Below are 24,564 nucleotides of genomic sequence, written 5' to 3' on the forward strand. Positions count from 1 at the left end.
GCGATACGTTACAACGGTACAAGTGACTTGTAAAAGGGAGTGAGGATGCGGTGCCGAAGAAGGTGGACCACGAGGCCAGACGCCTGGAGATCTCCGAGGCGCTCTGGCGCATCGCGAGCACGCGGGGGCTGGACGGGGTGAGCCTGCGGGATGTGGCGGCGGAGGCGGACATCTCGCTCGGCAGGCTGCAGCACTACTTCCGTACCAAGGACGAGATGCTGCTCTTCGCGCTCCGGCACATCAACGTGCTTGCCGACCGGCGGATCCGGGAGCGCATCGGCGCGGTCGTCGCAGACCTGGACGAGGAGCCTGCGCCGCGGACGGTGCTGCGCGAGTGCCTGGCGGGGATGCTGCCGCTGGACGAGAAGAGCCGGGTGGGAACGCTGGTGGGAGCGGCGTATTTTGCTCGTGCCGTGCACGACGAGCGCCTGCGGGCGGAGGCGCGGGAGGGTATCCCCAAGCTGGCGGAGTTCTTCGCGGGCCTGCTGCGGCGGGCGGTGGAACGGGGGGAGGTGTCGGCGGACCGTGTCCCGGACGACGAGGCGATGCTGCTGATCAGCCTGGTGGACGGGCTGACGGCGTACACGCTGCTGGAGGTGCACACGCCGGAGCGGGCACTGAGTCTGCTGGACCTGCACGTGGCCCGGCTGTTCGGGGACTAGGGGGGCACCCGGTCTTGTAGTCATCCGGTCATGTGGTGAGCGTGGGCCGGTGGCGCAGTCATCCGGTCATGTGGTCGAGGTGGGCCGGGGGCGTTGGTGGTTGCTGTGGGTGGGTGGTTTCCACCGGCGAACCGCTGCCCTCCCGCGGTCCGAGCGAGTCTCGTCCGGGTGGGGAGGGGCCGTGCAGGGTCATCCCCGCCAGTTGCTCGGTCATGTGGTGAGCGTGGGCCGGTGGCGCAGTCGTCCGGTCATGTGGTCGAGGTGGGCCGGGGGCGTTGGTGGTTGTTCTTCGTGGGTGGTTTCCACCGGCGAACCGCAGGGGATTGGCGGCAAAACCCGGGTCACGCGCCAAGACCCTGTACGCCGCCGACCGCGAGGAGTCGAGCCCGGAGGGGCGCCGGAGCCCGTACCCGACAAGACCCCGCACCCCGCCGCAGGCAACCCGCACCCCGCCGGAGGCAACCCGCGCCCCGCCGGAGGCACCCGCACCCGGCCGGAGGCACCCGCACTCCGGGTCCGGGCAGCATGACCCCGCTCCCGGCCGGAGGCACCCGCTCCCCGCCGGAGGCGAACCCGTCGCCGTGCGCCGCGCCGCGCCGCACGGCACCATGGGCCGCATGCTGCTGGCCCGACTCGCCGATGTGTCCCAACAGGTCGCCGCCACCTCCGCGCGCTCGCGCAAGATCGGCGCGCTCGCCGAACTGTTCGCCGGTACCCGGCCGGGCGACGTCGCGCTCGTCATCTCGTATCTCGCCGGACGCGTCCCCCAAGGCCGTATCGGCATCGGCTGGAGCGTCCTCAAGGAACCCCCGCCGCCCGCCGACACCCCGAGCCTCACCGTGTCCGACACCGATGCCGCCCTCACCCGCCTCGCCGGCGTCACCGGTCCCGGTGCCCAAGCCGGGCGCAAACGCCTCGTGCGCGAGCTCATGGCCGCCGCCACCGCCGAGGAGCAGCAGTTCCTGATGCGGCTGCTGATGGGCGAAGTACGCCAGGGCGCGCTGGACGCGATCGCCCTGGAGGCCGTCGCCAAGGCCGCGGACGCGCCGGCCGGTGACGTACGCCGTGCCGTGATGCTGGACGGTTCCCTGCCGCGCGTCGCCCGCGCCCTGCTCGCCGACGGGCCGGCCGCGCTCGAACAGTTCCGGCTGCGGGTGGGAAGTCCCGTGCAGCCGATGCTCGCCCACACCGCGAAATCGGTGACCGATGCGGTTCAGGCACTGCAAGCCGCGTGCGTCGTCGAGGAGAAGCTCGACGGCATCCGCGTCCAGGTGCACCGCACCGGTGAGGACATCCGCATCTACACCCGGTCCCTCGATGACATCACCGACCGCCTCCCCGAAGTCACCGCCGCGGCACGCGAAATGACGGGTGACCACTTCATCCTCGACGGTGAGGTGATCGCCCTCGACGACGCCGGGAGACCGGTCCCCTTCCAGGACATCGCGTCCCGTGTCGGCTCCCGCATCGACGTGGACGCGGCCCGCGCCACGCTGCCCTTGTCACCCGTCTTCTTCGACGTCCTCGCCGCCGACGGCGAACCGACCCTCGACCTCCCGGGCGGCGACCGGCACGCCGTCCTCGCCCGCCTCGTCCCCGAACCGATGCGGGTCCGCCGTACCGTCGTCGAAGATCCTGCATCCGCCCAACAGATCGCCACCGCCGAGGAGTTCTTCGCCGACACCCTGCGCCGGGGCCACGAGGGTGTCCTGGTCAAAGCCCTGGACGCGCCGTACGTCGCAGGCCGCCGCGGCCGGTCCTGGCTCAAGGTGAAGCCCGTGCACACTCTCGACCTCGTCGTCCTGGCCGCTGAATGGGGCCACGGCAGACGCACCGGACTCCTCTCCAACCTCCACCTCGGCGCACGCGCCGCCGACGGCACGTACGTGATGCTCGGCAAGACCTTCAAGGGACTCACCGACGAGATGCTGCGCTGGCAGACGGAGCGGCTGCGTGAACTGGCAACCGGAGACGACGGGTTCATGGTGACGGTCCGCCCCGAACTCGTCGTCGAGATCGCGTACGACGGAGTGCAGCGCTCCCCGCGCTACCCGGCCGGCGTCACGCTCCGCTTTGCACGCGTCGTGCGTCACCGTCCCGACAAGCCGGCCGGGCAGGCCGACACCATCGAACAGGTCATTGATTCGCGCAGCTGAATCCAGATCAGCGCAGCCCCATCACCTTGTCGGCGAAGGCCGTCAGATTATCGACCGTGCGGGTGATCCGCTCCTCGAGCGTGAGCGTCTCCTCGTGCAGCCCGCCCCGCAGTTTGGGCTGCTTCCTGCCGCGGATGTACAGCGAGCAGGCGAGGTCGGCACAGAGATACGTGCCCACGGAGTTGCCATCCCGTCCCGCCGCCCCGGCCAGCGGGGCGGCGAACAAGGTCACCCCGGACGAGGCATGCTCCGTGAAGCAGGCCTGGCACATGCTGGACTTGACAGCACTGGTCCGTCCGGTGGAAGGCGCCCGCAGGGCGACGCCGACCGGACGGCCCTCCCGCGGCAGCACGAAATACGCGCGCAGCGGCGCGCCCGGATCGGTCCAGCCCAGGAAGTCGAACTCGTCCCAGGAGAGTTCGCCGAAACCGATGGGCAGCTTCATACGCGTGGCCTCGCCCTTCGTACAGTTGACGAAGGATCCTCGGATCTGCTTTTCGGTCAGTGGTTCCACCGGTGGAACGTACACAGAGCGCGTCTGAACGGGCATCCCATTTATGGTGGCCGAAGCCGCTGCCTTTTCCTGAGCCGTTCCTGAAGGGACCCCGTCATGCCCACAGAGCCGCTGTCGCAGAAGGAGATCGAGGACCGCCTGCGGGAACTCCCCGGCTGGTCCCTGGAGGGCGACCGGATCGCCCGCGCGTACCGCCTCGCCAACCACTTCGCGGCAACCGCCATGGTCGTACACATCGCACAGATCCAGGATGAGCTGAACCATCACTCGGATCTCACCCTGGGCTACAACACGCTGTCCCTGTCGGTGAACAGCCACGACGCGGGCGGAGCGGTCACCGAGAAGGACTTCGAGCTCGCGCAGCGGGTGGAGGGGATCGCCGCGGGGCACGGCGCGGCCTGACGGCCGTCACACGGCGAAGTGCGCGGGGCGCGACAGCTCCATCACCCAGTTCGTCATCCACGTCCGCTCCCCGTCGACCGAGAACGCCTGCTCCCAGCGGGCCGCCGATTCGCTGATTCCCGACCAGGTGAAGCGGACCCTGACGTCCTTGCCGTCGTGGGTGTCGTCTCCGTAGAACTCGCCTCGCCCGTCCGCTCCGAATCGGCCGACCACGGGCGGGAAGAGTACGCCGGTGCGGTCGTTCGACCAGTACAGAGACCACTCCTCGCGCTCGGCGTCGTACAGCCGCAGCGTCAGGCCCCTGAAGCCCCGCGTCGGGAACTCGATCTCGTCGAAGTTCGCCCGGCCGCCGAAGTGGCGGGACGCGCGGCTCACAGCCGGGAACTCCTCCCACGCGCTCGACTCGTCGAGGAAGTCCGCAAGGCGGCGGTTGGCGACGGCCCACTCGCCGTGCAGGAAGTCGAAGTCGTGGGTGGTGCTCATGAGCGGTCTCCTGTGGTGCCGTCGGGAAGGGAGTCGGTGAGATAGGCGTCCAGGCCGGGACGGTCCGGGGCGAGCATGTGGCGTACCCAGGCGTCCCGTTCGTGCTGGATCGGCGGCAGCTCCCACACACAGCCGATCCAGGGTCTGTCGAGCCTGACGAAATGCGTCGGATCGCTGTCCGGGCAGCCGAGGACCGGCTGACCCGCGACCGCGGCACCGAAGTGCAGCACGTTGTCCCACACCCAGCTGTACGCGTTGAGGTACGCGCCGTCGTCCCCTCCCCTGTGGAGGACGACGAATGTGGCCGGCGGGGTGCCGTCCGGCTCCGGGAGGAGCTCGGGAAGGATCGCGTACGCGGCCTTCTCCACCGCGGGATCGATTCCGTCCGGGTCGCCGGTGACGTGGTAGCGCTTGATGTGACGGCCGTCGGCCTCGATCGGCGGCGGCGCCCACAGCCGTTTCTCTGCGAAGGTCATGCCAGGACGCTAAGTCCGCTTCACTGACATCCTGTGTCAGTGAAGTCCAGCCGTCTTGTTTCGATCCTGCTGCTGCTCCAGACCCGGGGCCGGATGACCGCCGCCCAGCTCGCCCAGGAGCTCGAAGTGTCGGTACGCACCGTCTACCGGGACGTCGAGGCGCTGCACGCCGCGGGGGTGCCGCTGTACGGGGACGCGGGCCACGCGGGCGGCTACCAGTTGCTCGCCGGCTACCGCACCCGGCTGACCGGACTCTCCGCCGGGGAGGCGGAGGCGCTGTTCCTCTCCGGGATCCCGGGGCCCGCCGCCGAACTCGGGCTCGGCTCGGCCCTCGCCGCCGCGCAGCTCAAGCTGCGTGCGGCAGTCCCCGCCGAGCTGCGTGACCAGGCCGACCGGATGCGCTCGCGGTTCCACCTGGACGCGCCCGGCTGGTACGCGCCCGGCGAGGAGGTTCCCTGTCTGACGGCCGTCGCGGACGCGGTGTGGCACAGCCGGGTGCTCCACATCCGTTACCGCCGGTGGAAGGAGCCGACCGATGTGAACCGGCGTCTCGAACCGTACGGACTGGTGCTCAAGGCGGGCCGCTGGTACGTCGTCGCGGGACCGGGACCACGGACGTACCGGGTCGACCAGATCCTTGAAGTCGTCGCGGGGGAGGGGGAGCCGGCGGAGGAGTTCGAGCCTCTCGAGGACTTCGACCTGGCCGCGTACTGGCAGCGCTACCAGGCGGACTTCCACGCCCGCCTGTACGGGGGCGAGGCGCTCGTCCGGCTCTCGCCGGGCGCCGCGGCCCGTCTGAAGGGCCCGGCCGCCCGCGCCCTCGCCGACACCGGCACGGTGGAACCGGACGGCTGGACCCGCGCGTTGCTCCCGATCGAGTCCACCGACCACGCGCACGGCGACTTTCTCGCCATGGGCGCGGAGATCGAGGTCCTCGGGCCACCCGAACTCCGCGCCCGTATGGCCGCGACGGCCGAGGCGCTGGCGGCAACGTACGCCTCCGCCTGATCCTCGGCAGCCAGTCACCGGGCCGTGCCCCCGCCGGTCACGCACTCCAGGCACCCGCCTGCGCCGCGTCCCGCGCGAACGCCGCGAAGGTCTTCGGCTCCCGGCCGAGCAGCTGCCGCACGCCGTTCGTCACCGACGCGTTGTGCCCGTCGAGCAGCATGGTGAACAGGTCCGCCAGCCACTGCGACTCGGGCTCCGGGATCCCGAACCGCTGGAGCATTTCCGCGTACTGCGCACCGGACACCGGCACGTACCGCACCTCCCGGCCCGTGGCCCCTCCGATCTCCGCCGCCACTTCCCCGAAGGTGACCGGCCGAGGACCCGTCACCTCGTGCACGAGCCCGGCATGGCCCTCCTCGGTGAGGATCTTGACCACCACGTCCGCCAGGTCGTCCGCGTCGATGAACGGCTCCGCGGTCTCACCCGCGGGGAAGGGGATCTCACCTGCCAGCACTCCCTCGTACATCGCGCCCTCGCTGAAGTTCTGCGCGAAGAAACTGGACCGCACCACGGTCAGATCCACGCCGGACTCCCGCAGTGCGCCCTCGGCGACCACCGCCTCCGGCTCGCCGCGGCCGGAGAGCAGCACCAGCCGCCTCACCCCGCTCTCCGCCGCCACCCGCCCGAAGGCCCGCATCACCTCGGGCGCGCCAGGAGCCGCCAGATCCGGGTAGTACGCGACATACGCCGCGTCCGCGCCGTCCAGCGCCCGCGCCCAGCCGGACCCGTCCTCCCAGTCGAACCGCACCTCTCCCTTGCGGGAGCCCGCCCGCACATCCACCCCGAGCGCCGCGAGCCGCTCCGCCACCCGGCGGCCCGTCTTGCCGGAGGCCGCCGTCACCAACACCGTCTCCTGCTTCAGGTTCTCTGCCATGCCTCAAGGCTCGTGGCCCGCGCTTGGACCCTCCATGCTCCAGAGGCTCAATTCCATATGCGTCCGTCTACGCTGTGAGCCATGGACGCTCTCGCGGGACTTCTGGACGGACCGCGTGCCAGGGGAGCCTTTCTGCTCCGCATGGTGATGGAGCCGCCATGGTCCGTCCGTATCGAGGACCACGCCCCGCTCAGCCTGCTCTGCATGACCGCGGGCGAGGCCTGGATCATTCCCGACACCGGTGACCCGGTGCTGCTGCGCCCGGGCGACGTCGCGATCGCCCGCGGCCCGGATGCGTACACCACGGCGGACGAACTCACCCGCGAGCCAACGGCGTTGATCGGGCCCGGCGGCACCTGCCACACCCTGCAGGGCGAACCGCTCGCGGAGTCCATGCACTTGGGCGTCCGGAGCTGGGGGAACGACCCGGAAGGATCGGCCACCATGCTGGTCGGGACGTACCAGATGAAGGGCGAGGTCAGCGGGCGGCTGCTGGACGCGCTGCCCATGCTGCTTCATCTGCCGGCCGAGGTCTGGGACTGTCCGCTGATGCCGGTGCTCGACGACGAGATCTCCCGGGACGAGCCCGGCCAGAGCGTGGTGCTCGACCGGATCCTGGACCTGGTGCTGATCGCCGTGGTGCGCTCCTGGTTCTCACGCCCGGACGCCGAGGCGCCCGCCTGGTACCTGGCCATGGGCGACCCGGTGGTCGGCCGCGCGCTGCGGCTGCTGCAGGACGATCCCGCGCACTCCTGGACCGTCGCCTCACTGGCCGCCAAGTGCGGGGTCTCCAGGGCCGGACTGGCCCGCCGTTTCCATGAGCTGGTGGGGGAGCCCCCGATGGCGTACCTCACCGACTGGCGGCTCGCGCTCGCTGCCGATCTGCTGCGGGAGTCGGACGCGACGGTGGAGGCGGTGGCGAGGAAGGTCGGCTACAGCGGCTCGTTCGCACTGAGCGCGGCCTTCAAACGGGTACGCGGCATCAGCCCGCTGGAGCACCGTACGGGTACGGCTTTGCCGGAACGGCAACGACGCTCGCCGTGACGGCAGCGGCAGCGACCCTGAGGGGCCGCGGCAACGCCCGGACGCGTGTCTGCTCACGGCGCGCACGGTGCACACCGCTCGCCGGGGTTGAATCAGCGGCAGGATAGCCCCCATGGCCAAGCAGACCACGCAGATCACGCAGACGACGCAGACAATGCGGCCCCCGGGGTTCACGGGGTCCGGATCAACGCTGTCCCTCTGGTCGAAGGATTCCGTACTGTCGGTCGGCTCGGTGGGCTCGGTGCTCTCCATCGGTTCCGTCGGGTCGGTGCTCTCGGTCGGCTCGGTCGGCAGCACCCTGTCGGTCGGCTCGATCGGGTCCGCCCAGTCGCTGTTCTCTGCGGCCTCGTGGCTGAGCACGGGATCGCTGCTGTCCGCGCAGTCGAAGTGGTCGGTGCTCTCCTGGCGCTCCTCCCGTGGCTTCATGGCCGCGGGCGCGATCGGCACGGGCGGGGTCGGACTGGTCGCATGTGCCGTCGGGGCCGTGCTCCTGCTCAGGAAGTGACAGGTTCCAGCTGCCACCACTGACCGGGCGAGTCGGTGTCCTCCCACTGCTGCACATTCGCGCCGTCGTCCGTGCTGCCGTCGGCTACTTCGAGCAGCAGCGTGCTGATGAAGCTGACGATCGTGACCGTGCCCAGCGCGTCCAGGTGCTGCTCGATGATCCACTCCTGGGCGCCGAAGTTGTTGGCCTTCCACTGCTGGATGTTGGCGCCGTTCTCGGTCGAGGCGTTCGCGACGTCGAGCCGCTTGCCGCTGGCCGCGTTCACGAAGTGATAGAGCCCGCTGCCGTTGGGCACCGGGTCGATCTGCCACTGCTGGGCCGGAGACCCGGTTTCCTTGCCCTGCTGCACATTGGCGCCGCTGCCCTTGGCTCCGCCGTACACCTCGAGCAGCAGTCCGCTGCCGATATTGCGCACCAGGTAGAGACCGGGCGTCATCTCCTTAGACATACGCCGATTGTATGGAGATCTCCGTGCGGGCATGCGCCGCCGAGACCACGCTGTACCGGCGCGCCGGCCCACCGAGGAGCATCTGATCGTCACCCCAACTCGTGCCCGCCCGGCCTCCGGGCTCCCGGGCCGACGACGCCGCGCCCGAGCACCAGGCCATCACCACCGAGACCCGGGATGCCGCTCTGTCAGTCGCGTTCGAAGCCGTGCGCGTAGCCGATGACCGAGAAGCCGCGCCTCTCGTACCAGTGGCGTGGCCAGTCCGCCGCATCGGCGATCAGGAACCGCGTCCCGCAGTCCGCGTCGGCGGCCCGGCGCAGGGCGGTGGTCAGCACGGCGCCGGCGTAACCGCGCCCGAGGTGGGTCTCCGAGGTGATCAGGTCCTCTATCTGGGCCGTGCCGGTCGCCGGGTCGAGATAGAGGTCGGCCCATGAGGCGACCTCGCCTTCCTCCGTGCGGGCACCGATGAAGTGAACTACGTCGGCGCCACGGCGGCGCGCCTCGCGTCGGTCGACGAGGTGGCGTACGACCTCGTCGTCGTCGACGTCCGGAAGGAAGTCCTGCCAGCGCCGGGTGAGCGGGATCCTGATCGCTTCGAGGTCCACCTCTTCCGCGTGGCCGCCGGTCGGCACCGGGCCTGCGTGCAGCATGATCAGATAGGTGGAGTGGGTGTACCCGGCCCGGATCAGCGGTTCCGCACACGCCATGCCGACTTCGTCGTCGAGGACGGATATCAGTCGCTGCGGCAGATGCCCCAGAGCCTCGTCGGCGATGGCGGGCAGCGCCTCGGAGTCGACGTCCTTGTCGATGACGACCTGGTTGTTCGCGCGGGAGTGCACAAAGGTGTCGTCATACACGGCGAATCCGCCGGGGAGGTCGACAGTGCGTGCGGCTTGGCGGCGGGCGAAGGCCGACAGGAAGGCGTAGATCCGCTGTAGTTCTGAGCTTGGCATGGGGGAAGCCTAGGCAGTCGTGGAGCGTGGCCGCCTCCACATTGTCCTCCGCCGGGGCGCAGGCGTTTCGGGGGCGGTCAGGCCAATGCCGCTTCGGGCCCGCCGCGGAGTCACGCCGGGTGGAGTCGACGTCGGGAGCGACCGCGAGTACGTGGCGGGGCGGCGAGCGTGAACGAGGGGTCGGCGGGTTGTGCCCCGGAGATCGCCGCCGCCGTGGCCCGTGACGGCTCGCCGCGGCGATGCGGGCGACGCTGTCCAAGCGGTGTCCGACCGGCGTAGTGCCATGGCCCTGTCACTGCTCGAACAGGCCCGGAAGCAGGGGGAGTTGCGTGCCGATGCCGATGCCGATGCCGATCCGGAGACGGTCCTGGGTCAGGTGGCCGGCGCTCTGTACCACCGCGTGCTGGTCACCGGCCGGCCGAGGGACGCGGTCTACGTGGACCGCCTGGTGGGCGGCGTGCTCAGGGGCGTACGAGCCTTGCGGCCCTGACGGCGAGGGACAGGTGGTGCCACGACGCGAGCGGCGACACCACCTTCACGCCCGAGGTCCTTACCGCCGATCCCGGGCGTGAACTGCGTTGGCCGGGGTGGCTGGGCCGCCCCTGACCGCGGACAGGAACACCGCTTCCGGACCACCGCGCGGAGCCCGACGGCCGAGGCGGTCCGAGCGACGGCGGGTCAGTGCACCGTGACGGTGAAGCGGTCCGAGGCGATGCCCCCGCCGATCATCCGGAGCTCGTTCAGACCCTTGATGCCGAGAAGGACCCGCATCTTGTAGGTGGAACCCTGCGTGGTGTTCATCGACGCGGGCAGGGTCACCCAGCGCCCGCCCTGCCGCTGCTGCAGCGTCACTTTGGTGCCCGGGGCCAGCTGCCAGCCGACGCCGTACACGCGGAACTGCTCCCACGCCCCGACGCTGCTGACCGTGGCTCTCGCCGTCAGCACTGGACGTGCCATCGGCGGCTCCGGGACCGGGACCGGCATCGGCGCGGGAGGTGCCGGGGCGGCTACCGCCATTGCTACCCCGACCGACCCGGCCAGCACGGCGGCCGTCGCGCCGGCCGTAATCGATGCGAGCTTGAAACGCTCCATTGAGACTCTCCAGGGTGAAGGGAACATCCGAGCGCCGACCCTAGGCATATCGACCATAAATGTGATGAATCGACACGCTCGGTATGCATCAACCTTGAGTCGTATTGCGTATCAAGGGCGCGGGCTGCGCAGGTCGCGCCGCTGCGGCCGGCTTGTGCGCGGCGGCTGTGGTCGTGTTCCCCGCCTGGCGGTGATCGCCTCGTACCGACCGGCTTACGCCACCGTGCGCGCGTGCCTCCGGCCGTGGGAACGGCATCGCCGCCCGGGGGGACCGGGCGGCGATGTGGTCGTTCATGTGTCGCGGTCAGGCGCCGTAGTCGAACGTCGCCGGGTCGGGGCCGAGCCGCTTGCCCTCGTCCAGCGCCGCGAACGCCGCCAGATCGTCGGCGTCCAGCTCGAAGCCGAAGATGTCGAAATTCTCCCGGATCCGGGACGGGGTCGCGGACTTGGGGATCGCGACAGTGCCGATCTGCAGATGCCAGCGCAACACCACCTGGGCCGGCGTCCGGCCGTGCTTCTGCGCGATCGCGACGACCGTCGGGACCTCGAGGAGGCCCTTGCCCTGCCCCAGTGGCGACCAGGCCTCGGTCTTGATGCCGTGCTCCGCGTGGAAGGCGCGCGACTCGGCCTGCTGCAGCTGGGGGTGCAGCTCGATCTGGTTCACGGCCGGGACGATCGAGGTCTCGCCGATGAGGCGCTCGAGGTGCTCCGGGAGGAAGTTGGAGACGCCGATGGCCTTGGCGCGGCCGTCCGCGTAGATCTTCTCGAAGGCCTTGTACGTCTCCACATGGGCACCCTTGGACGGCACCGGCCAGTGGATCAGATACAGGTCGACGTAGTCGAGGCCGAGCTTGTCCAGCGAGGCGTCGAAGGCGCGCAGGGTCGAGTCGTGCCCCTGCTCGCTGTTCCAGAGCTTCGTGGTGATGAAGAGGTCCTCGCGGGCGATGCCGGAGGCGGCGACCGCACGGCCGGTGCCCTCTTCGTTCTCGTAGATGGCCGCGGTGTCGATGCTGCGGTAGCCGGCCTCCAGAGCCGTGCCGACCACCTTCGCCGCCTCGTCGTCGGGCACCTGCCAGACACCGAAACCGAGCTGCGGCATCGCGACGCCATTGTTGAGGGAGATGGAGGGGACCTTGCTCACGAGCGGTCGATCCTTACGTCGTCGGTTGGTACTCCCATGCTCAACGACCACCCTTGTGGAGGCATTCCCGACGCCGAAGTTGGCCTGATACAGCTCCGACCTTATCGGTCCGGACCATTGACCGCGTCCCATCAAGACGCAACTCTATGGCACATAACTGAACGCCGGACACTCATGTGAACGGATGTTCAGTCCTGCTCAACCATGCGCTACGGAGCAATCACTCCTGAATCACTCCTGACCCCCACGTCTCAGGAAGGCAGGTACCGCACATGAAGGACACCAAGGAAACATCGGAGGAGACGGTCGACTGGCAGACTCCCGAGTTCGTGGTCGTCGAGACCGCGCTCGAAGTCACCGCCTACGCCCTCACCGACCGGTAGACCCCGCCGCCATGCTGCTGCAGGTGCTCGGCACCGCGGCGGGCGGCGGACTGCCCCAGTGGAACTGTGCGTGTCCCGGCTGCGCCGGGGCACGCACACACCCGCACCGGCGCCGTCGTCACGCCTCACTCGCCCTGTGCGCGGACGAGGGCCGCTGGTATCTCGTCAACGCCACCCCCGACATCGGTGACCAGATCGAGGACAGCCACGCGCTGCGGCCGGGGCCCGGGCCGCGCGAATCCCCCGTGGCCGGAGTGATCCTCACCGACGCCGAACTCGACCACACGCTCGGCATCGCCCGGCTGCGCGAGGCCGACGGCTTCGACGTCCTCGCCACCCGGCCGGTACGGGACGCGCTGCTCGGCCCGCTGCGTCTGGGCGAGGTACTCGCCCCGTACACCCGTATCGAATGGCGCGAGTTGAGCCGCGAAGCGGAAGTGCTCGTCAAGGGCGGCACCGTGGAAATAGATGCCGTACCCGTCTCGGCCAAAAGACCACGCTACGCCGCGGGTACCGGTACCGATGAGCCCACCTGGGTGGTCGCATTACGGCTGCGCGAGACCAGCACCGGCCGCAGCCTGCTCTACGCGCCGGCGCTCGCCGGGTGGACCGACGACTTCCAGGACGCGGTCGAGCAGGCCGACTGCGTCATTCTCGACGGCACCTTCTGGGACGACGACGAGCCGGTACGGACCGGAATCTCGGCCAGGACGGCAACCGGAATGGGGCATCTGCCGATCGCCGGGCCGAACGGCACCGCACGGCGGCTCGCCGGGCTCGGCGCCCGCTGCCTCTATACCCACCTCAACAACACGAACCCCCTCGTGGAGCCGGACGCCCCGCAGCACGCGCTGCTCGGCGAATGGGGACTCGAGGTTGCCGCCGACCGGATGGTGATCGAGCTGTGAGAACAGTCGCTCTGCCCCCAACGGGATCAACGCAGTCAACACAAGCAGGGGGAGCAACGGCCGTAACAGGCACAACCGGAGCAGCGGAAGCCGGTGAGCCATGGAGTCCGGACGAGTTCACGGAGCGGCTGCGCGCCGTACCCGCCGAGCGCTACCACGACCGCCACCCTTTCAACGTGCGCATGCACGAAGGCGCGCTCACCCCGGACGAGTTGCGGCGCTGGATCCTCAACCGCTTCCACTACCAGCGCCACATCCCCGTCAAGGACGCCCTGATCCTCGCCAAGTTCGACGACTCCGCGCTGCGGCGCTCCTGGCTGCGCCGGATTCAGGACCACGACGGGACGGTGGAGGGCGAGGGCGGCATCGAGCGCTGGCTGCGGCTGGGCGAGGCCGCCGGGATCGACCGGGCGCGGCTGGTGTCGGGCGCGGAAGTACTTCCGGGCGTACGGCTCGCGGTCGACGGATACGTCAACTTCTGCCGGCTGCGCCCGCCGCTCGAAGCCGTCGCCGCCTCGCTGACCGAACTCGCCGCGCCCGGCATCATGAGCACCCGTATCGCGGCCTTCGAACGCCACTACCGGTGGATCGAGGCCGACGGACTGATCTACTTCCGCAACCGCATCGGGCAGGGCAGCCGCGACAGTGCGGAAGCCCTCGAGCTGGTCCTCGCATGGGCCGGGACGCGGCAGGAGCAGGAGGCGGCCGTGGCCGCGCTCGCCTTCAAGTGCGAGGTCCTCTGGTCGCTGCTGGACGCCGTGGAACACGCGGGGGACCGGGCATGAGCGAAACCTGGAAACCGGTGCTCTCACGGTCGGTCGTCTTCCGGCACGACCGGGTGCGCGGCGCCGATCTGCTCATACTGCCCGAGCGCGTGGTCGTCCTCCAGGGCAACGCCGGATCCATCGTGCGGCTCTGTGACGGTGCGCGCGATGTCGACGCGATCGTCGCGGAACTGGCCGGGCAGCACCCAGGCGCGCCCGTGGCCGACGAAGTGCCCGCGTTTCTCGGGCGGTTGCGCAAGGAGGGCTGGCTGAAGTGACGGCCGAGACACCTACTGAAGCAACGTCTGGAACAGCCGCTGAAACAACTGCTGAGGCAACCGCGGGAACGAGGGACGAGAAATCGGCGGGGGCCGATCCGCCGTGGGCACTGCTCGCCGAGCTCAGCCATGGCTGCCCGCTGCACTGCGCCTACTGCTCAAACCCCGTCGAACTGGTCAGTCGGTCAGAGGAGTTGACCGCGGTTCAGTGGGCCGAGGTGTTCCGGCAGGCCGCTGACCTGGGCGTCGTCCAGAGCCATCTCTCGGGAGGCGAACCGCTGCTGCGCCGCGATCTCACCGAGATCGTCGCCGCGGCCGACGGCGCGGGCATCCATACACAGCTGGTCACCAGCGGCGTCGGGCTGCACGAGAAGCGGCTGGCGGCCCTGACGGCGGCCGGGCTCCGCAGCGTGCAGCTCTCCGTCCAGCACGCCGACCCGGTCGCCTCGGAACTCATCGCGGGAGCCCGGTCCTTCGCGGCGAAGGAGCGCGCCGCCCGGCTCGTACGGGAGGCGGACCTGCCGCTCGGCCTCAACGTCGTACTCCACCGGGCCAACCTCGCGGCCCTCGACGACCTCGTCGAACTCGGGCTGGCCTGGGGCGCGGAGCGGATCGAGCTGGCCAACACCCAGTTCTACGGATGGGCCCTGCGCAACCGTGACGCCCTGCTGCCGGACCGCGAACAGATCGCCGCGGCCCGCGAGTCCGTCGAGCGGTGGCGCACACGGCTGGCCGGCCGGATGGACCTGATCTGGGTCGTGCCGGACTACGTCGACGGTACGGCCAAGCCCTGCATGGGCGGCTGGGGAGCGGTCTCACTCACCGTTCAGCCGGACGGCACGGTCTATCCGTGCCCGGCTGCCGCCGCACTGCCCGATCTGGACGCGCCCAACGTCAAGGACCACCCCCTGGAGCGGATCTGGCGCGAATCCAAGACCTTCAACATCTATCGCGGTGAGGAGTGGATGCAGGACCCGTGCCGCAGCTGCGAGCTGCGCACCAAGGACTTCGGCGGCTGCCGCTGCCAGGCGTACGCCCTCACCGGCTACGCCACCCGCACCGATCCGGCCTGCCATCTCTCGCCCGATCACGCGTTCGTACGCGACCTCGTCGACCGTCCGCGCATCCCCGGCGCCGTCGACGCCCCCACGTACACCTACCGCAAGGAAGGACCATGAAGCGACTAACGATTCTGCTGCTGGCGGCCACGCTCGCGGGCAGCACACTCGCCGCCGTGCCCGTGCCCGTGCCCGCGGCCGCGAATCCCGCGGCCCCCGCGGCGGCGCCCGTTCGGTACGAGGCCGAGGACGCCGCCATCAGCCTCGGTGCCGTCGAGAGCAACCACGCCGGATTCACCGGCTCCGGATTTGTCAACTATGAGCATGCGGCCGGCTCGCAGGTCGAATTCACGGTGGACTCCGCACAGAGCGGAAATGCCACGCTGGGCCTGAGATTCGCCAACGGGACATCCGCCGACCGGCCGCTCGACATCACTGTCAACGGCCAACTGATCGCCGATGACCTCGCTTTTCCCGCCACCGGCAGCTGGACGGGCTGGCGGACCAAGAACCTCACGGCCGAGCTGAGGGCGGGGACCAACACCGTACGAGCATCCTCCGCCACCGCGTCCGGCGGCCCGAATCTCGACTCGCTCACCGTTGGCGACGACGGCTCCGCCGTCACGGACTGGTCGGTCGCGATGGTCGAGTCCACGATGGCGCGCTACTCCCCGAGCGCCGTCGGAGGCTGGTCCTACCCGGTCGGCCTGTATCTCTACGGCCAGTACCTCGTCTATCAGCGCACCCAGGACGCCCGCTATCTCAACTACATCAAGAGTTATGTCGACCGCTTCGTCGACGGCAGCGGAAATATCGGACAGAGCTTCAACAACCTCGACAGCATGCAGGCCGGCAGGCTGCTGAACATCCTCCACCACGAAACGGGCCAGGCGCGCTACGAAAAAGCGGCACAGAAGATCCGGAACCGCCTGAACAGCTATCCGCGCACCGCGGACGGAGGATTCTGGCATTCGACTTCGGACTCCCGGCGCAGCCAACTGTGGGCCGACGGCGTCTACATGGTGAATCCGTTTCTCGTCGAGTACGGAAAGGAATTCGGCGACTCGACGTACACGGACAACGAGGCGACCAGGCAACTCGCCGTCTACGGCGGACGTCTGCAGGTGGCGAACGGACTGCTGAAGCACGCCTTCGACGAGTCGCGCGACGCGGGCTGGTCCGATCCGAAGACCGGTCTCGCGCCCGAGCACTGGTGCCGTGCGATCGGCTGGTACTCCATGGCGATCGTCAATGTCCTGGACGCCGTACCGGCCGGCCATCCGCGCCGCGCCGAACTCCTACGCCTGCTGCAGAAGCTCGCTGCCGGTCTCGAGAAATACCAGGACCCGGCCACCGGCCGCTGGTTCCAGGTCGTCGACAAGGGCTCGCACAGCGACAACTGGACCGAGACCTCCTGTTCCAGCATGTTCACCTTTGCCCTTTCCCGCTCCGCGCAGCAGGGATATATCGACGCGCACTACGCGCAGGTGGCGCGGCGCGGCTATGAGGGCGTGCTGGCGAAGGTCGAACTCGGCGGCGACGGCCGCACCAATCTCACCGACATTTCCATCGGGACGAATGTCGGGAACTACAGCTACTACATCAAGCGCGACCGCAAGACCAATGACTTCCACGGTCTCGGCGCCTTTCTCATCATGAACGAACAACTCCGGGCGAGGTGAGGGAAATGACCGCATCCCGAAGAGCGGTACTGGGCGCGGCACTCGGCGCTGCCGCGGCCGCGGGACTGCCCGCGACAGAGGCGAGCGCCGCAAGCTGGCAGCTGCGCTGGTCGCCTTCCGCGAGCAGCGACAAGCTCAAGGCCTTCGAGACGATCGAGGACGACCGGGCGGACTCCCATCCGGCCGGCGCGCCGCACATCTTCGCCGAGGGCGACAACTTCCGGTTCAACATGCACACGGTGGACCGGGACACCAGCACCGACCGGCAGCGCCACGAGGTGACCGGCCTCCGCAACGGCAGCTCCTTCCTCCAGTGGAAGTCCGGCCAGACCTGGCGGGTCACGTACTCGATGTACATCCCGGGCACGCTGAGGGCGACCACCAGCTTTACGCACATCATGCAGATGAAGCAGCCCGGCACGGGCTCCTCGCCGATCGTGGTGCAGTCGCTGCGCCGCGTGAACGGTGTGCAGACCATCGAGCTCAAGGTCATCGAGGGCGATGTCCTGGTCGGCCGTACGAACCTCGAGCCACTGCACAACAAGTGGACCGACGTCGACTTCCAGATCAAGATCGGCAACGGCTCGTCCGGCTCCGTCCGCTGGATCCTCAGGAGCGGCGGCGCCACGGTTATCGACAAGTCGACGTCCGGCGTCGACACCTTCCTGGCGGACCGGGTGCGCCCCAAGTGGGGCATCTACCGCTCCCTGGGCGACAGTTCGGGCTCACTGCAGAACTGCCACATGCTCCTCACCAATATGCGCGGCTACCAGCTCGTCTGAGGAGGACGACCATGAAGAGCTTACGGAGAACCGCCGCCACCGCCTTACTGGGCTTCGCGGTCGCCCTGGGTATCGCCCAGCCACCGGCGGGAGCCCAACCCGAAACGCCGCAGCCCGCGGTCGCGGCGGCACCCGCACCCGCCGCGGCCGAGTTCGACGTCCGTGACTACGGCGCGGTCGGCAACGGCTCCACCAACGACACGTCGGCCATCAACAAGGCCATCACCGCCGCCAACACGGCAGGTGGCGGAGTCGTCCGATTCCCCCCGGGGACGTACGAGTCGAAGAACACCATCAGGATGAAGAGCAATGTCACCCTGCAGCTGGACGCCGGGTCGACGATCAGCGGCAACGCCGCCGACACCTATGACCCGCCCGAGTCCAACCAGTGGGACGACTACCAGGACTACGGCCACAGCCACTTCCACAACGCCATGATCTACGGCGACAACCTCACCAACATCGGCTTCACCGGCTCCGGCGTCATCGACGGCGACGGCGCGCTGATCACCGGCAACCCGAAGTCCGGCGAAGCCGACAAGATCATCTCGCTGACCCGTTGCAAGAACCTCACCCTCAGCGGGATCACGCTGCGCGAAGGCGGCCACTTCGCGGCGCTCCTCAACCACTGCGACAACGTCGTCTCCGACCGCCTCACCATCGACACGGCGATGGACCGCGACGGCTGGAACGTCATCTCCACCACCAACGTCGAGATCACCAATGCCCAAATCGAGGCCAACGACGACGCGCTCGCCTTCAAGAGCGACTACGCGCTCGGCGCCAAGCTCAACAACGGGCATGTCACCGTCACCGACTCCTATCTTTCCGCCGGCTGCTGCAACGCGCTGATGTTCGGCTCCGAGACCTGCGGCGACTTCACCGACTACAACTTCGAGCGGATCACCATCAAGGGGTCCGACAAGTCCGGCCTCGGCCTGGTCTCCATGGACGGCGCGAAGATATCCGACGTCCACTACAAGGACATCACCATGACCGATGTCCGCTCGCCGATCCTGCAGAAGGTCGGTACGAGAAGACGGTGCGGGAACAACCCCGGCGTCGGCTCCATCAGCAACGTCACGTACACGAACATCAGGGCGACAGGCACCACGCCGTCCTTCTCGCCGACCCTGTGGGGCGAGTCCGGCAGCGGCCGTATCCACGACATCACCTTCAGCGACGTCGACATCACCGTGCCCGGCGGCAGCGGCACCATGTCCGCCGAGCCGCCGAGCAACGACCCGAAGGACTACAACCCCAAGGCCATCGGTACCCGCCCGGCCTACGGCTGGTACATCCGTAACGCCGACAACATCCGCTTCACCGACAGCGAGGTGCGGTTCGCCTCCAACGACGGCCGTCCCGCCGTCATCGCCAACAGCAGCACCGGCATCCGCTTCGACCGCTTCACCGCCCAGCGCGGCAGCAGCAGCCCATCCGACCTGCTGTTCCAGACGGTCAACGGCTACTGCGTCGTGGGCGGCGCCAACACCGGCGGCGGTGCGCTGCGCGTGAGCCAGACCGGCTCCAGCCAGAACTGCGACGGCGGCGGCCCCGCGCCCACCGCCCGCTACGAGGCCGAGAACGCCACGTACTCCGCGGGGTCGAGTGTCGACTCCGACCACACCGGCTACAGCGGCACAGGCTTCGTCAACACACCCAACGCGGCAGGCCCATATGTGGAGTGGACGGTGAACGCCACCACGGCGGGCACCACCGATCTCGCCCTCGCCTACGCCAACGGCACCACCACCGCCCGCCCGATGGACATCTCCGTCAACGGCGTCACCGTCGCGGCCGCATCGCCCTTCTCAGGCACCGGCGCCTGGACCACCTGGCGCACTCTCACCCTGCCCGTCGCGCTCAAGGCGGGCACCAACACCGTCCGCGCCACCGCCACCAGCGCCAACGGCGCACCCAACATCGACTATCTGGACGGCCCGGCATGACCGGACGCCTCTGGGCGCGGCTGGTGCTGGTGGGCGCGCTGCTGCTCGGCGCGCTCACCCTGCCGGGACCCGCCAGCGCCGATCTCCAACACCCGCGCCAGGACTTCCTGCGCTCTTCCGTCGGCGGACTCTTCCTGCACTGGGGCCAGCGGACCGCCCCGTCACACAACAGCTGCAGCCAGTGGGAGACCGATGTCACGGGCGGCGGCTGGACACCTGACTACTGGGTCCAGGAAGCGCAGAAGCTGCACACCCAGTATCTGGTGCTCGCCACCTTCCACAGCCGCCTCGGCTACGCCCGCCCCTGGCCGTCCAAGATCCCCGGAAGCTGCAGCACCAAGCGGGATTTCCTCGGCGAGCTGATCACCGCTGCCAAGGCCAAGGGCCTCAAGACGATCCTGTACATGACCGACGACCCGCAGTGGCACAACGAGGGCGGCCATGAGTGGCTCGACTCGGCGGCGTACTCGAAATACAAGGGCAAGTCCGTCGATCTGACCGGCCGGGACGGCTTCGGGGAGTTCAGCTACGACAACTTCTTCGAGGTCATGGACCGCTATCCCGAGCTCGGCGGCTTCTGGATCGACAACGACAACGCGTACTGGGAGAGCCACAACCTCTACGCGCAGGTGTACCAGAAACGCCCGGGCTACACGATCAGCAACAACAACGAAGACACGACGATCATGGACATGATCAGCAATGAGCAGAAGACCGGGATGAGCCCGTCCTACGACTACCCGCAGGCCGTCTACACCGCGGCGCCACGGCTCACCGAGGCCGACTTCAAGCTCCCCTCCACCGGCTCCTGGTGGTACACCGGCTCCGATCCGGCGGTCGACCGCAAACTCACTCTCGGCCGGCTCATCACCAACGCCGGATCGTCGGTGAAGGCGCTGATGGCCGAGACCGCCATGGTCAACGGCAAACTCCCCGCCAACCAGGTCGCGTTCAACACCTTCGCCAAGGGCTATCTCGACGCCATCGGTGAATCGGTGCACGGCACCGAGGGCGGCGGGTACATGTACGGCGGCCTCGCGCCCGGGTTCTGGAACGACGGCGCGCACGGCGTCACCACCGTCAGCAGGACCGACCCCGACAGGCATTACATCCATGTCCTGACCCCGCCGACCTCCTCGACCCTGCGGCTGCGGGACAACGGCTACCGGGTGACCGGGGTGACCAACCTCCGTACCGGCGCGCCCATCGCGTACAGCCAGAGCGGCGGCACGCTCAGCCTCACCGGGCTCGGCGGCTGGGACGCGTACGACACCGTCCTCAAGGTCACCACCGGCGGCCGCGAAGGGATCATCCCCGCCTCCTCGTACACGATGAGCGCGGGCGCATCGGTGAGTGGGCACGGCGCCGCAGCCGCGGCGGACGGCGACTACCGCACCTACTGGGACAGCGACAAGACCACCCCCGTCTCGCTGAGCTTCGACCTCGGCGCGGCGAAGCGGGTGCAGTACCTCGGCGTCAACCAGCGTGAGGACTCGGTGAGTTACGTACGCTCCAGCACCGAACAGTCCGCGCGGATCAGGGACTACCGGGTGTATGTCAGCAGCGACCGCACCAACTGGGGGAGCCCGGTGAAGACCGGAACCCTGCCCAGCCGGCGCGGCGTCGCCGTCATCGACATTCCCGCGACATCCACCCGCCATGTCCGGCTCGAAGTCGTCAACACCCATGCGGCATCGAGCGATTCGGCTCGCTTCAAGCGGCTGCGGATCGACGAGGCATGGATCGGAAGTACTTACGCCGCCGGTGGCGGCACCACTCCGACCCCGAACCGCTACGAGGCCGAGGACGCGACCCGCTCCGCGGGCTCGACGGTCGACTCGGATCACACCGGCTACACCGGAACCGGCTTCGTCAACACACCCAACGCGGTCGGCGCCTTTGTGGAGTGGACGGTCGAATCGGCGACGGCACACACCGCGTCGATCGCGATCCGCCACGCCAACGGCTCCACCGCGGGACGCCCGATGGACGTCGCCGTGAACGGCACGGTCGTCTCCGCGAACCGGGCCTTCAACGGCACGGGCGCCTGGACCACCTGGGCCGATTCGACCCTCACCGTCCCGCTGACCGCCGGAGCCAACTCCGTACGCGTCACCGCCACCACCGCGAACGGCGCACCCAACCTCGACCACCTCGATGTGGAGGCGCCATGAGTCGTCCGAGAACCATCCTCCTCGCGGCGCTCGCGCTGCTCCTCGCGGCGGCCGGACCGACCGCGGTCCCGTCACCCGCCGCCGCATCCGACAACGGTCTCTCCCTGCGGCCCGCCATGGGCTGGTCCAGCTGGAGCTTCGTACGCCGTCAGCCCACCGAGGCCAAACTGAAGGCCCAGGCCGACGCCCTGGTCAGCAGCGGTCTCCAGGACCACGGCTACGTCTACATCAACCTCGACGACTTCTACCAGAAGTGCGACGCAGGCGGCTTCACGGTCGACCAGTACGGGCGCTGGGCCGTCGACGAGGCGAAATTCCCCTCCGGCATCAAGGCCCTGGCCGACTTCATCCACTCCAAGGGGCTGAAGTTCGGCTTCTACGTCACCCCCGGCATCGCCAAGAACGCCGTCACCAGGAACACGCCGATCGAAGGGACCTCGTACCACGCCAAGGACATCGCCGACACGTCCAAGCAGGAGAAGAACTACAACTGCAAGAACATGTACTACATCGACTACAGCAAGCCAGGCTCCCAGGAATTCGTGAATTCATGGGCCCGCCAGTTCGCTTCCTGGGGAGTCGACTACCTCAAGATCGACGGCGTGGGCAGCCATGACATCCCCGACGTCCGCGCCTGGGACAAGGCATTGCGCGCCTCCGGCCGTTCCATCAACTACGCCCTCTCCAACAACCTCGCCATCGCCGACGCACCCACCTGGCGACAGCTCGCCAACAGCTGGCGCACCCAGGGCGACGTCGAGTGCTACTGCGGTCCCGGGCCCAACGGCAGCGGCTTCCCGCTCACCACCTGGGACAAGGTGGCCACTCGCTTCAACTCCGCCGCGAGCTGGCAGCAGTACGCGGGACCCGGCGGCTGGAACGACCTCGACTCGCTGGAGATAGGCAACGGCGACCAGGTCGGGCTCAACGCGGACCAGCGGCGCTCGCAGATGACCCTGTGGGCGATGGCCGCGTCCCCGCTGCTGCTCGGAACCGACCTCACCGCGCTCACCGCCACCGACAAGGCGATGCTGACGAACGACCGGCTGATTGCGGTCGACCAGGACGGCGTCGCGGCCAGACGGATCGTCAACTCCGGTTCCCAGCAGGTCTGGAGCAAGCGGGAGGCAGTCGGCGACTACATCGTCGCCCTCTTCAACACCGGGACGTCGGGCAACCAGACCGTCAGCGTGAACTGGTCGCAGGTCGGCTTCCCCGGAGCCGCCGCCGTCACCGACCTCTGGTCGGGCGGGAGCGGCCCAGTGGTGAGCGGCTCCTACAGCGCGACGCTGCGGCCGGGGGAGACCCGGCTGATCCGGGCCACCCCGCAATCGAGCACCGCTGTGCGGTACGAGGCCGAGAACGCCTCGTACAGCGCGGGGTCGACCGTCGACAGCGATCACGGCGGCTTCAGCGGCAGCGGATTCGTGAACACGCCGAATGCGGCCGGGGCGTACGTGGAGTGGACGGTCGAATCGGCGACCGCCGAAGACACCTCGATCGCGATCAGGTACGCCAACGGCACCGCCGCGGGACGCCCGATGGACGTCGCCGTCAACGGCGCTGTCGTCTCGGCCGGCCGCGCCTTCAACGGCACCGGCTCCTGGACCACCTGGGCCGACGCCACCCTCACCGTCCCGCTCAAGGCGGGTTCGAACACCGTACGCGTCACCGCCACGACGGCCAACGGCGCACCCAATCTCGACTACCTCGACAGGGGATGACAACCGTGCGACCCCCCACCACACCGCTCCGTAAGTCCGCGCTCGGCGCGGGGCTCTTCGGGCTGCTCTGCTCACCGCTGCTCGCGGCCCTCCCGGCCGCCGGCGCGGCCCCGGAAGCGCCCGACGCGACAGCGGCCCCCAAGGCACCGGGCGCGATGGCCGCGGCCCCGTACGAATACCTCGGCTGGGGCAGTCCCCAGAAGCCCACCGACGTCATGGCCGCCACCGGCGTGAAGTGGTTCACGCTCGCCTTCATCCTCTCCGACGGCGGCTGCAACCCGAAGTGGGACGGCAGCCGCGCCCTCAAGGGCGGCTCCGACGAGTCGGCCATCAAGTCCATCCGCGCCGCAGGCGGCGACATCGTCGTCTCCGTCGGCGGCTGGAGCGGCGCGAAGCTCGGCGAGAAGTGCTCCAGTGCCTCGGCGCTTGCCGGCGCCTACCAGAAGGTGATCGACGCCTACAAGCTCAAGGCCTTCGACATCGACATCGAGAACACCGAGTTCGGCAACGCGACCGTCCGGCAGCGGGTGGTCGACGCGCTGAAGATCGTCGAGCAGAAGAACCCGGGCATCGTCACCTATATCACCATGGGCACCACCCCCAACGGCCCGGACGCCACCGGCAAGGACCTGATCAAGCGCGGGGCCAATGCGGGTCTGGCCGCCGACGCCTGGGTGGTCATGCCCTTCGACTTCGGCGGGCACAGCGGCACCATGGGCCAGGCTTCGGTCGGCGCCCTGGAAGGCCTCAAGAACTCGGTCAAGAGCGCCTACGGCTACGGCGACTCCGTCGCCAGCGCCTACGGCTACGGCGACTCCGTCGCTTACCAGCACATCGGCGTCTCGTCGATGAACGGCAGGACCGATGAGGCCGGCGAGACCGTCACCCAGGGCGACTTCAAGACGATCCTCAACTACGCCAAGCAGCACCACATCGCGCGTTATGCCTTCTGGTCGGTCAACCGCGACCGCAGCTGCGGCTCCGGCGGCGACGCGGACGCCTGCAGCGGCGTCTCCCAGTCCCCTTACGCCTACACCAAGATCGTGGCCCAGTACGGCGGCTGACCCCCGCACAACAGCACCCCCCCAACCCCCCACGGAG

Annotated in this window: 27 protein-coding genes; 18 read left to right on the forward strand and 9 right to left on the reverse strand. The window is 69.0% G+C overall.

Going from position 1 to position 24,564, the window contains the following annotated elements:
- Positions 1-50 precede the first annotated feature (50 nt).
- Positions 51-662 (forward strand): TetR/AcrR family transcriptional regulator, encoded by a 612-nt coding sequence (locus OG966_RS33115; RefSeq protein WP_326653716.1) that lies wholly within the window; start codon positions 51-53, stop codon positions 660-662.
- Positions 663-720: 58 nt separating this feature from the next.
- On the opposite strand, the gene OG966_RS33120 is transcribed toward OG966_RS33115, so the two are convergent.
- On the reverse strand, positions 721-876 hold the full coding sequence (locus OG966_RS33120) for a hypothetical protein (RefSeq protein WP_326653717.1): 156 nt from the start codon (positions 874-876) through the stop codon (positions 721-723).
- A gap of 403 nt (positions 877-1,279) precedes the next feature.
- Here OG966_RS33120 and OG966_RS33125 point away from each other — a divergent pair, with 403 nt between their 5' ends.
- On the forward strand, positions 1,280-2,818 hold the full coding sequence (locus OG966_RS33125) for an ATP-dependent DNA ligase (protein ID WP_326653718.1): 1,539 nt from the start codon (positions 1,280-1,282) through the stop codon (positions 2,816-2,818).
- Between the two features lie 7 nt (positions 2,819-2,825).
- Here OG966_RS33125 and OG966_RS33130 read toward each other — a convergent pair whose 3' ends face one another.
- Positions 2,826-3,332, reverse strand: coding sequence for an FBP domain-containing protein (locus tag OG966_RS33130; RefSeq protein WP_326653719.1), 507 nt, complete (start codon positions 3,330-3,332; stop codon positions 2,826-2,828).
- Positions 3,333-3,428: 96 nt separating this feature from the next.
- Here OG966_RS33130 and OG966_RS33135 point away from each other — a divergent pair, with 96 nt between their 5' ends.
- A complete protein-coding gene (locus OG966_RS33135) occupies positions 3,429-3,734 on the forward strand; it encodes a 4a-hydroxytetrahydrobiopterin dehydratase (RefSeq protein ID WP_326653720.1) in 306 nt (101 codons plus the stop codon).
- A 6-nt stretch (positions 3,735-3,740) separates the two neighbouring features.
- Here OG966_RS33135 and OG966_RS33140 read toward each other — a convergent pair whose 3' ends face one another.
- Positions 3,741-4,217, reverse strand: coding sequence for a hypothetical protein (locus OG966_RS33140; protein ID WP_326653721.1), 477 nt, complete (start codon positions 4,215-4,217; stop codon positions 3,741-3,743).
- Positions 4,214-4,693 carry a hypothetical protein gene (locus OG966_RS33145; RefSeq protein ID WP_326653722.1) on the reverse strand — a complete coding sequence of 160 codons (480 nt, stop codon included), beginning with the start codon at positions 4,691-4,693 and terminating at the stop codon, positions 4,214-4,216. Before OG966_RS33145 ends, OG966_RS33140 begins: the two co-directional genes overlap by 4 nt.
- Before the next feature lie 39 nt (positions 4,694-4,732).
- On the opposite strand from OG966_RS33145, the gene OG966_RS33150 reads away from it, so the two are divergent.
- Positions 4,733-5,701, forward strand: a complete 969-nt coding sequence (locus OG966_RS33150) for a helix-turn-helix transcriptional regulator (RefSeq protein WP_326653723.1) — start codon at positions 4,733-4,735, stop codon at positions 5,699-5,701.
- Positions 5,702-5,738: 37 nt separating this feature from the next.
- On the opposite strand, the gene OG966_RS33155 is transcribed toward OG966_RS33150, so the two are convergent.
- Positions 5,739-6,575 carry an NmrA family NAD(P)-binding protein gene (locus OG966_RS33155; protein WP_326653724.1) on the reverse strand — a complete coding sequence of 279 codons (837 nt, stop codon included), beginning with the start codon at positions 6,573-6,575 and terminating at the stop codon, positions 5,739-5,741.
- 81 nt (positions 6,576-6,656) lie between these two features.
- Between OG966_RS33155 and OG966_RS33160 the strand changes: the two genes are divergently transcribed.
- Positions 6,657-7,619 (forward strand): AraC family transcriptional regulator, encoded by a 963-nt coding sequence (locus OG966_RS33160; RefSeq protein WP_326653725.1) that lies wholly within the window; start codon positions 6,657-6,659, stop codon positions 7,617-7,619.
- Between the two features lie 154 nt (positions 7,620-7,773).
- Positions 7,774-8,124 (forward strand): hypothetical protein, encoded by a 351-nt coding sequence (locus tag OG966_RS33165; RefSeq protein WP_326655473.1) that lies wholly within the window; start codon positions 7,774-7,776, stop codon positions 8,122-8,124.
- Here OG966_RS33165 and OG966_RS33170 read toward each other — a convergent pair.
- Positions 8,114-8,572, reverse strand: coding sequence for an RICIN domain-containing protein (locus tag OG966_RS33170; RefSeq protein ID WP_326653726.1), 459 nt, complete (start codon positions 8,570-8,572; stop codon positions 8,114-8,116). The genes OG966_RS33165 and OG966_RS33170 overlap by 11 nt on opposite strands.
- Positions 8,573-8,760: 188 nt before the next feature.
- On the reverse strand, positions 8,761-9,525 hold the full coding sequence (locus OG966_RS33175) for a GNAT family N-acetyltransferase (protein WP_326653727.1): 765 nt from the start codon (positions 9,523-9,525) through the stop codon (positions 8,761-8,763).
- Between the two features lie 220 nt (positions 9,526-9,745).
- On the opposite strand from OG966_RS33175, the gene OG966_RS33180 reads away from it, so the two are divergent.
- The gene (locus OG966_RS33180; RefSeq protein WP_326653728.1) at positions 9,746-10,015 is read left to right on the forward strand and encodes a TetR/AcrR family transcriptional regulator C-terminal ligand-binding domain-containing protein; all 270 of its coding nucleotides are present in this window, start codon (positions 9,746-9,748) and stop codon (positions 10,013-10,015) included.
- Between the two features lie 188 nt (positions 10,016-10,203).
- Here OG966_RS33180 and OG966_RS33185 read toward each other — a convergent pair whose 3' ends face one another.
- Positions 10,204-10,617 (reverse strand): hypothetical protein, encoded by a 414-nt coding sequence (locus OG966_RS33185; protein ID WP_326653729.1) that lies wholly within the window; start codon positions 10,615-10,617, stop codon positions 10,204-10,206.
- Positions 10,618-10,921: 304 nt separating this feature from the next.
- Complete coding sequence (locus tag OG966_RS33190) at positions 10,922-11,758, reverse strand: aldo/keto reductase (RefSeq protein ID WP_326653730.1); 837 nt, start codon at positions 11,756-11,758, stop codon at positions 10,922-10,924.
- Positions 11,759-12,030: 272 nt separating this feature from the next.
- Here OG966_RS33190 and pqqA point away from each other — a divergent pair, with 272 nt between their 5' ends.
- The 11 genes from pqqA to OG966_RS33245 all read left to right on the forward strand — a co-directional run bounded on the left by pqqA (position 12,031) and on the right by OG966_RS33245 (position 24,527).
- Positions 12,031-12,141, forward strand: a complete 111-nt coding sequence (gene pqqA, locus OG966_RS33195; protein ID WP_326653731.1) for a pyrroloquinoline quinone precursor peptide PqqA — start codon at positions 12,031-12,033, stop codon at positions 12,139-12,141.
- A gap of 11 nt (positions 12,142-12,152) precedes the next feature.
- Complete coding sequence (gene pqqB / locus OG966_RS33200) at positions 12,153-13,049, forward strand: pyrroloquinoline quinone biosynthesis protein PqqB (RefSeq protein ID WP_326653732.1); 897 nt, start codon at positions 12,153-12,155, stop codon at positions 13,047-13,049.
- 128 nt (positions 13,050-13,177) lie between these two features.
- A complete protein-coding gene (pqqC, locus tag OG966_RS33205) occupies positions 13,178-13,834 on the forward strand; it encodes a pyrroloquinoline-quinone synthase PqqC (protein WP_326655474.1) in 657 nt (218 codons plus the stop codon).
- Positions 13,831-14,091, forward strand: a complete 261-nt coding sequence (pqqD, locus tag OG966_RS33210) for a pyrroloquinoline quinone biosynthesis peptide chaperone PqqD (protein ID WP_326653733.1) — start codon at positions 13,831-13,833, stop codon at positions 14,089-14,091. The genes pqqC and pqqD overlap by 4 nt, the downstream gene beginning before the upstream one ends.
- Positions 14,092-14,201: 110 nt before the next feature.
- Positions 14,202-15,269 carry a pyrroloquinoline quinone biosynthesis protein PqqE gene (gene pqqE, locus OG966_RS33215; RefSeq protein WP_442806822.1) on the forward strand — a complete coding sequence of 356 codons (1,068 nt, stop codon included), beginning with the start codon at positions 14,202-14,204 and terminating at the stop codon, positions 15,267-15,269.
- Complete coding sequence (locus tag OG966_RS33220; protein WP_326653734.1) at positions 15,266-16,831, forward strand: glycoside hydrolase family 88 protein; 1,566 nt, start codon at positions 15,266-15,268, stop codon at positions 16,829-16,831. Before pqqE ends, OG966_RS33220 begins: the two co-directional genes overlap by 4 nt.
- A 5-nt stretch (positions 16,832-16,836) precedes the next feature.
- Positions 16,837-17,613: a Tat pathway signal sequence domain protein gene (locus OG966_RS33225; protein WP_326653735.1), complete on the forward strand. Its 777-nt coding sequence runs from the start codon at positions 16,837-16,839 to the stop codon at positions 17,611-17,613.
- Positions 17,614-17,624: 11 nt separating this feature from the next.
- A complete protein-coding gene (locus tag OG966_RS33230) occupies positions 17,625-19,565 on the forward strand; it encodes a glycosyl hydrolase family 28 protein (RefSeq protein WP_326653736.1) in 1,941 nt (646 codons plus the stop codon).
- Positions 19,562-21,739 (forward strand): discoidin domain-containing protein, encoded by a 2,178-nt coding sequence (locus OG966_RS33235; protein WP_326653737.1) that lies wholly within the window; start codon positions 19,562-19,564, stop codon positions 21,737-21,739. Before OG966_RS33230 ends, OG966_RS33235 begins: the two co-directional genes overlap by 4 nt.
- Positions 21,736-23,463, forward strand: a complete 1,728-nt coding sequence (locus OG966_RS33240; protein WP_326653738.1) for a carbohydrate-binding protein — start codon at positions 21,736-21,738, stop codon at positions 23,461-23,463. The genes OG966_RS33235 and OG966_RS33240 overlap by 4 nt, the downstream gene beginning before the upstream one ends.
- Complete coding sequence (locus tag OG966_RS33245) at positions 23,460-24,527, forward strand: chitinase (RefSeq protein ID WP_442806776.1); 1,068 nt, start codon at positions 23,460-23,462, stop codon at positions 24,525-24,527. Before OG966_RS33240 ends, OG966_RS33245 begins: the two co-directional genes overlap by 4 nt.
- The last annotated feature ends 37 nt before the right edge of the window (positions 24,528-24,564 follow it).

The organism is Streptomyces sp. NBC_01750 (assembly GCF_035918095.1).
Lineage (GTDB): Bacteria > Actinomycetota > Actinomycetes > Streptomycetales > Streptomycetaceae > Streptomyces.

Bases quoted from the DNA above. Each gene is read 5' to 3' on its own strand.
- OG966_RS33220 (WP_326653734.1), top strand. From the start codon at position 15,266: ATGAAGCGACTAACGATTCTGCTGCTGGCGGCCACGCTCGCGGGCAGC.
- pqqA (WP_326653731.1), top strand. From the start codon at position 12,031: ATGAAGGACACCAAGGAAACATCGGAGGAGACGGTCGACTGGCAGACT.
- OG966_RS33120 (WP_326653717.1), bottom strand. From the start codon at position 876: ATGACCGAGCAACTGGCGGGGATGACCCTGCACGGCCCCTCCCCACCC.
- OG966_RS33225 (WP_326653735.1), top strand. From the start codon at position 16,837: ATGACCGCATCCCGAAGAGCGGTACTGGGCGCGGCACTCGGCGCTGCC.
- OG966_RS33235 (WP_326653737.1), top strand. From the start codon at position 19,562: ATGACCGGACGCCTCTGGGCGCGGCTGGTGCTGGTGGGCGCGCTGCTG.
- OG966_RS33185 (WP_326653729.1), bottom strand. From the start codon at position 10,617: ATGGAGCGTTTCAAGCTCGCATCGATTACGGCCGGCGCGACGGCCGCC.
- OG966_RS33175 (WP_326653727.1), bottom strand. From the start codon at position 9,525: ATGCCAAGCTCAGAACTACAGCGGATCTACGCCTTCCTGTCGGCCTTC.
- OG966_RS33230 (WP_326653736.1), top strand. From the start codon at position 17,625: ATGAAGAGCTTACGGAGAACCGCCGCCACCGCCTTACTGGGCTTCGCG.
- OG966_RS33245 (WP_442806776.1), top strand. From the start codon at position 23,460: ATGACAACCGTGCGACCCCCCACCACACCGCTCCGTAAGTCCGCGCTC.
- OG966_RS33165 (WP_326655473.1), top strand. From the start codon at position 7,774: ATGCGGCCCCCGGGGTTCACGGGGTCCGGATCAACGCTGTCCCTCTGG.
- OG966_RS33145 (WP_326653722.1), bottom strand. From the start codon at position 4,693: ATGACCTTCGCAGAGAAACGGCTGTGGGCGCCGCCGCCGATCGAGGCC.
- OG966_RS33140 (WP_326653721.1), bottom strand. From the start codon at position 4,217: ATGAGCACCACCCACGACTTCGACTTCCTGCACGGCGAGTGGGCCGTC.
- OG966_RS33240 (WP_326653738.1), top strand. From the start codon at position 21,736: ATGAGTCGTCCGAGAACCATCCTCCTCGCGGCGCTCGCGCTGCTCCTC.
- pqqB (WP_326653732.1), top strand. From the start codon at position 12,153: ATGCTGCTGCAGGTGCTCGGCACCGCGGCGGGCGGCGGACTGCCCCAG.
- OG966_RS33155 (WP_326653724.1), bottom strand. From the start codon at position 6,575: ATGGCAGAGAACCTGAAGCAGGAGACGGTGTTGGTGACGGCGGCCTCC.
- OG966_RS33135 (WP_326653720.1), top strand. From the start codon at position 3,429: ATGCCCACAGAGCCGCTGTCGCAGAAGGAGATCGAGGACCGCCTGCGG.
- OG966_RS33160 (WP_326653725.1), top strand. From the start codon at position 6,657: ATGGACGCTCTCGCGGGACTTCTGGACGGACCGCGTGCCAGGGGAGCC.
- OG966_RS33125 (WP_326653718.1), top strand. From the start codon at position 1,280: ATGCTGCTGGCCCGACTCGCCGATGTGTCCCAACAGGTCGCCGCCACC.
- OG966_RS33170 (WP_326653726.1), bottom strand. From the start codon at position 8,572: ATGTCTAAGGAGATGACGCCCGGTCTCTACCTGGTGCGCAATATCGGC.
- pqqD (WP_326653733.1), top strand. From the start codon at position 13,831: ATGAGCGAAACCTGGAAACCGGTGCTCTCACGGTCGGTCGTCTTCCGG.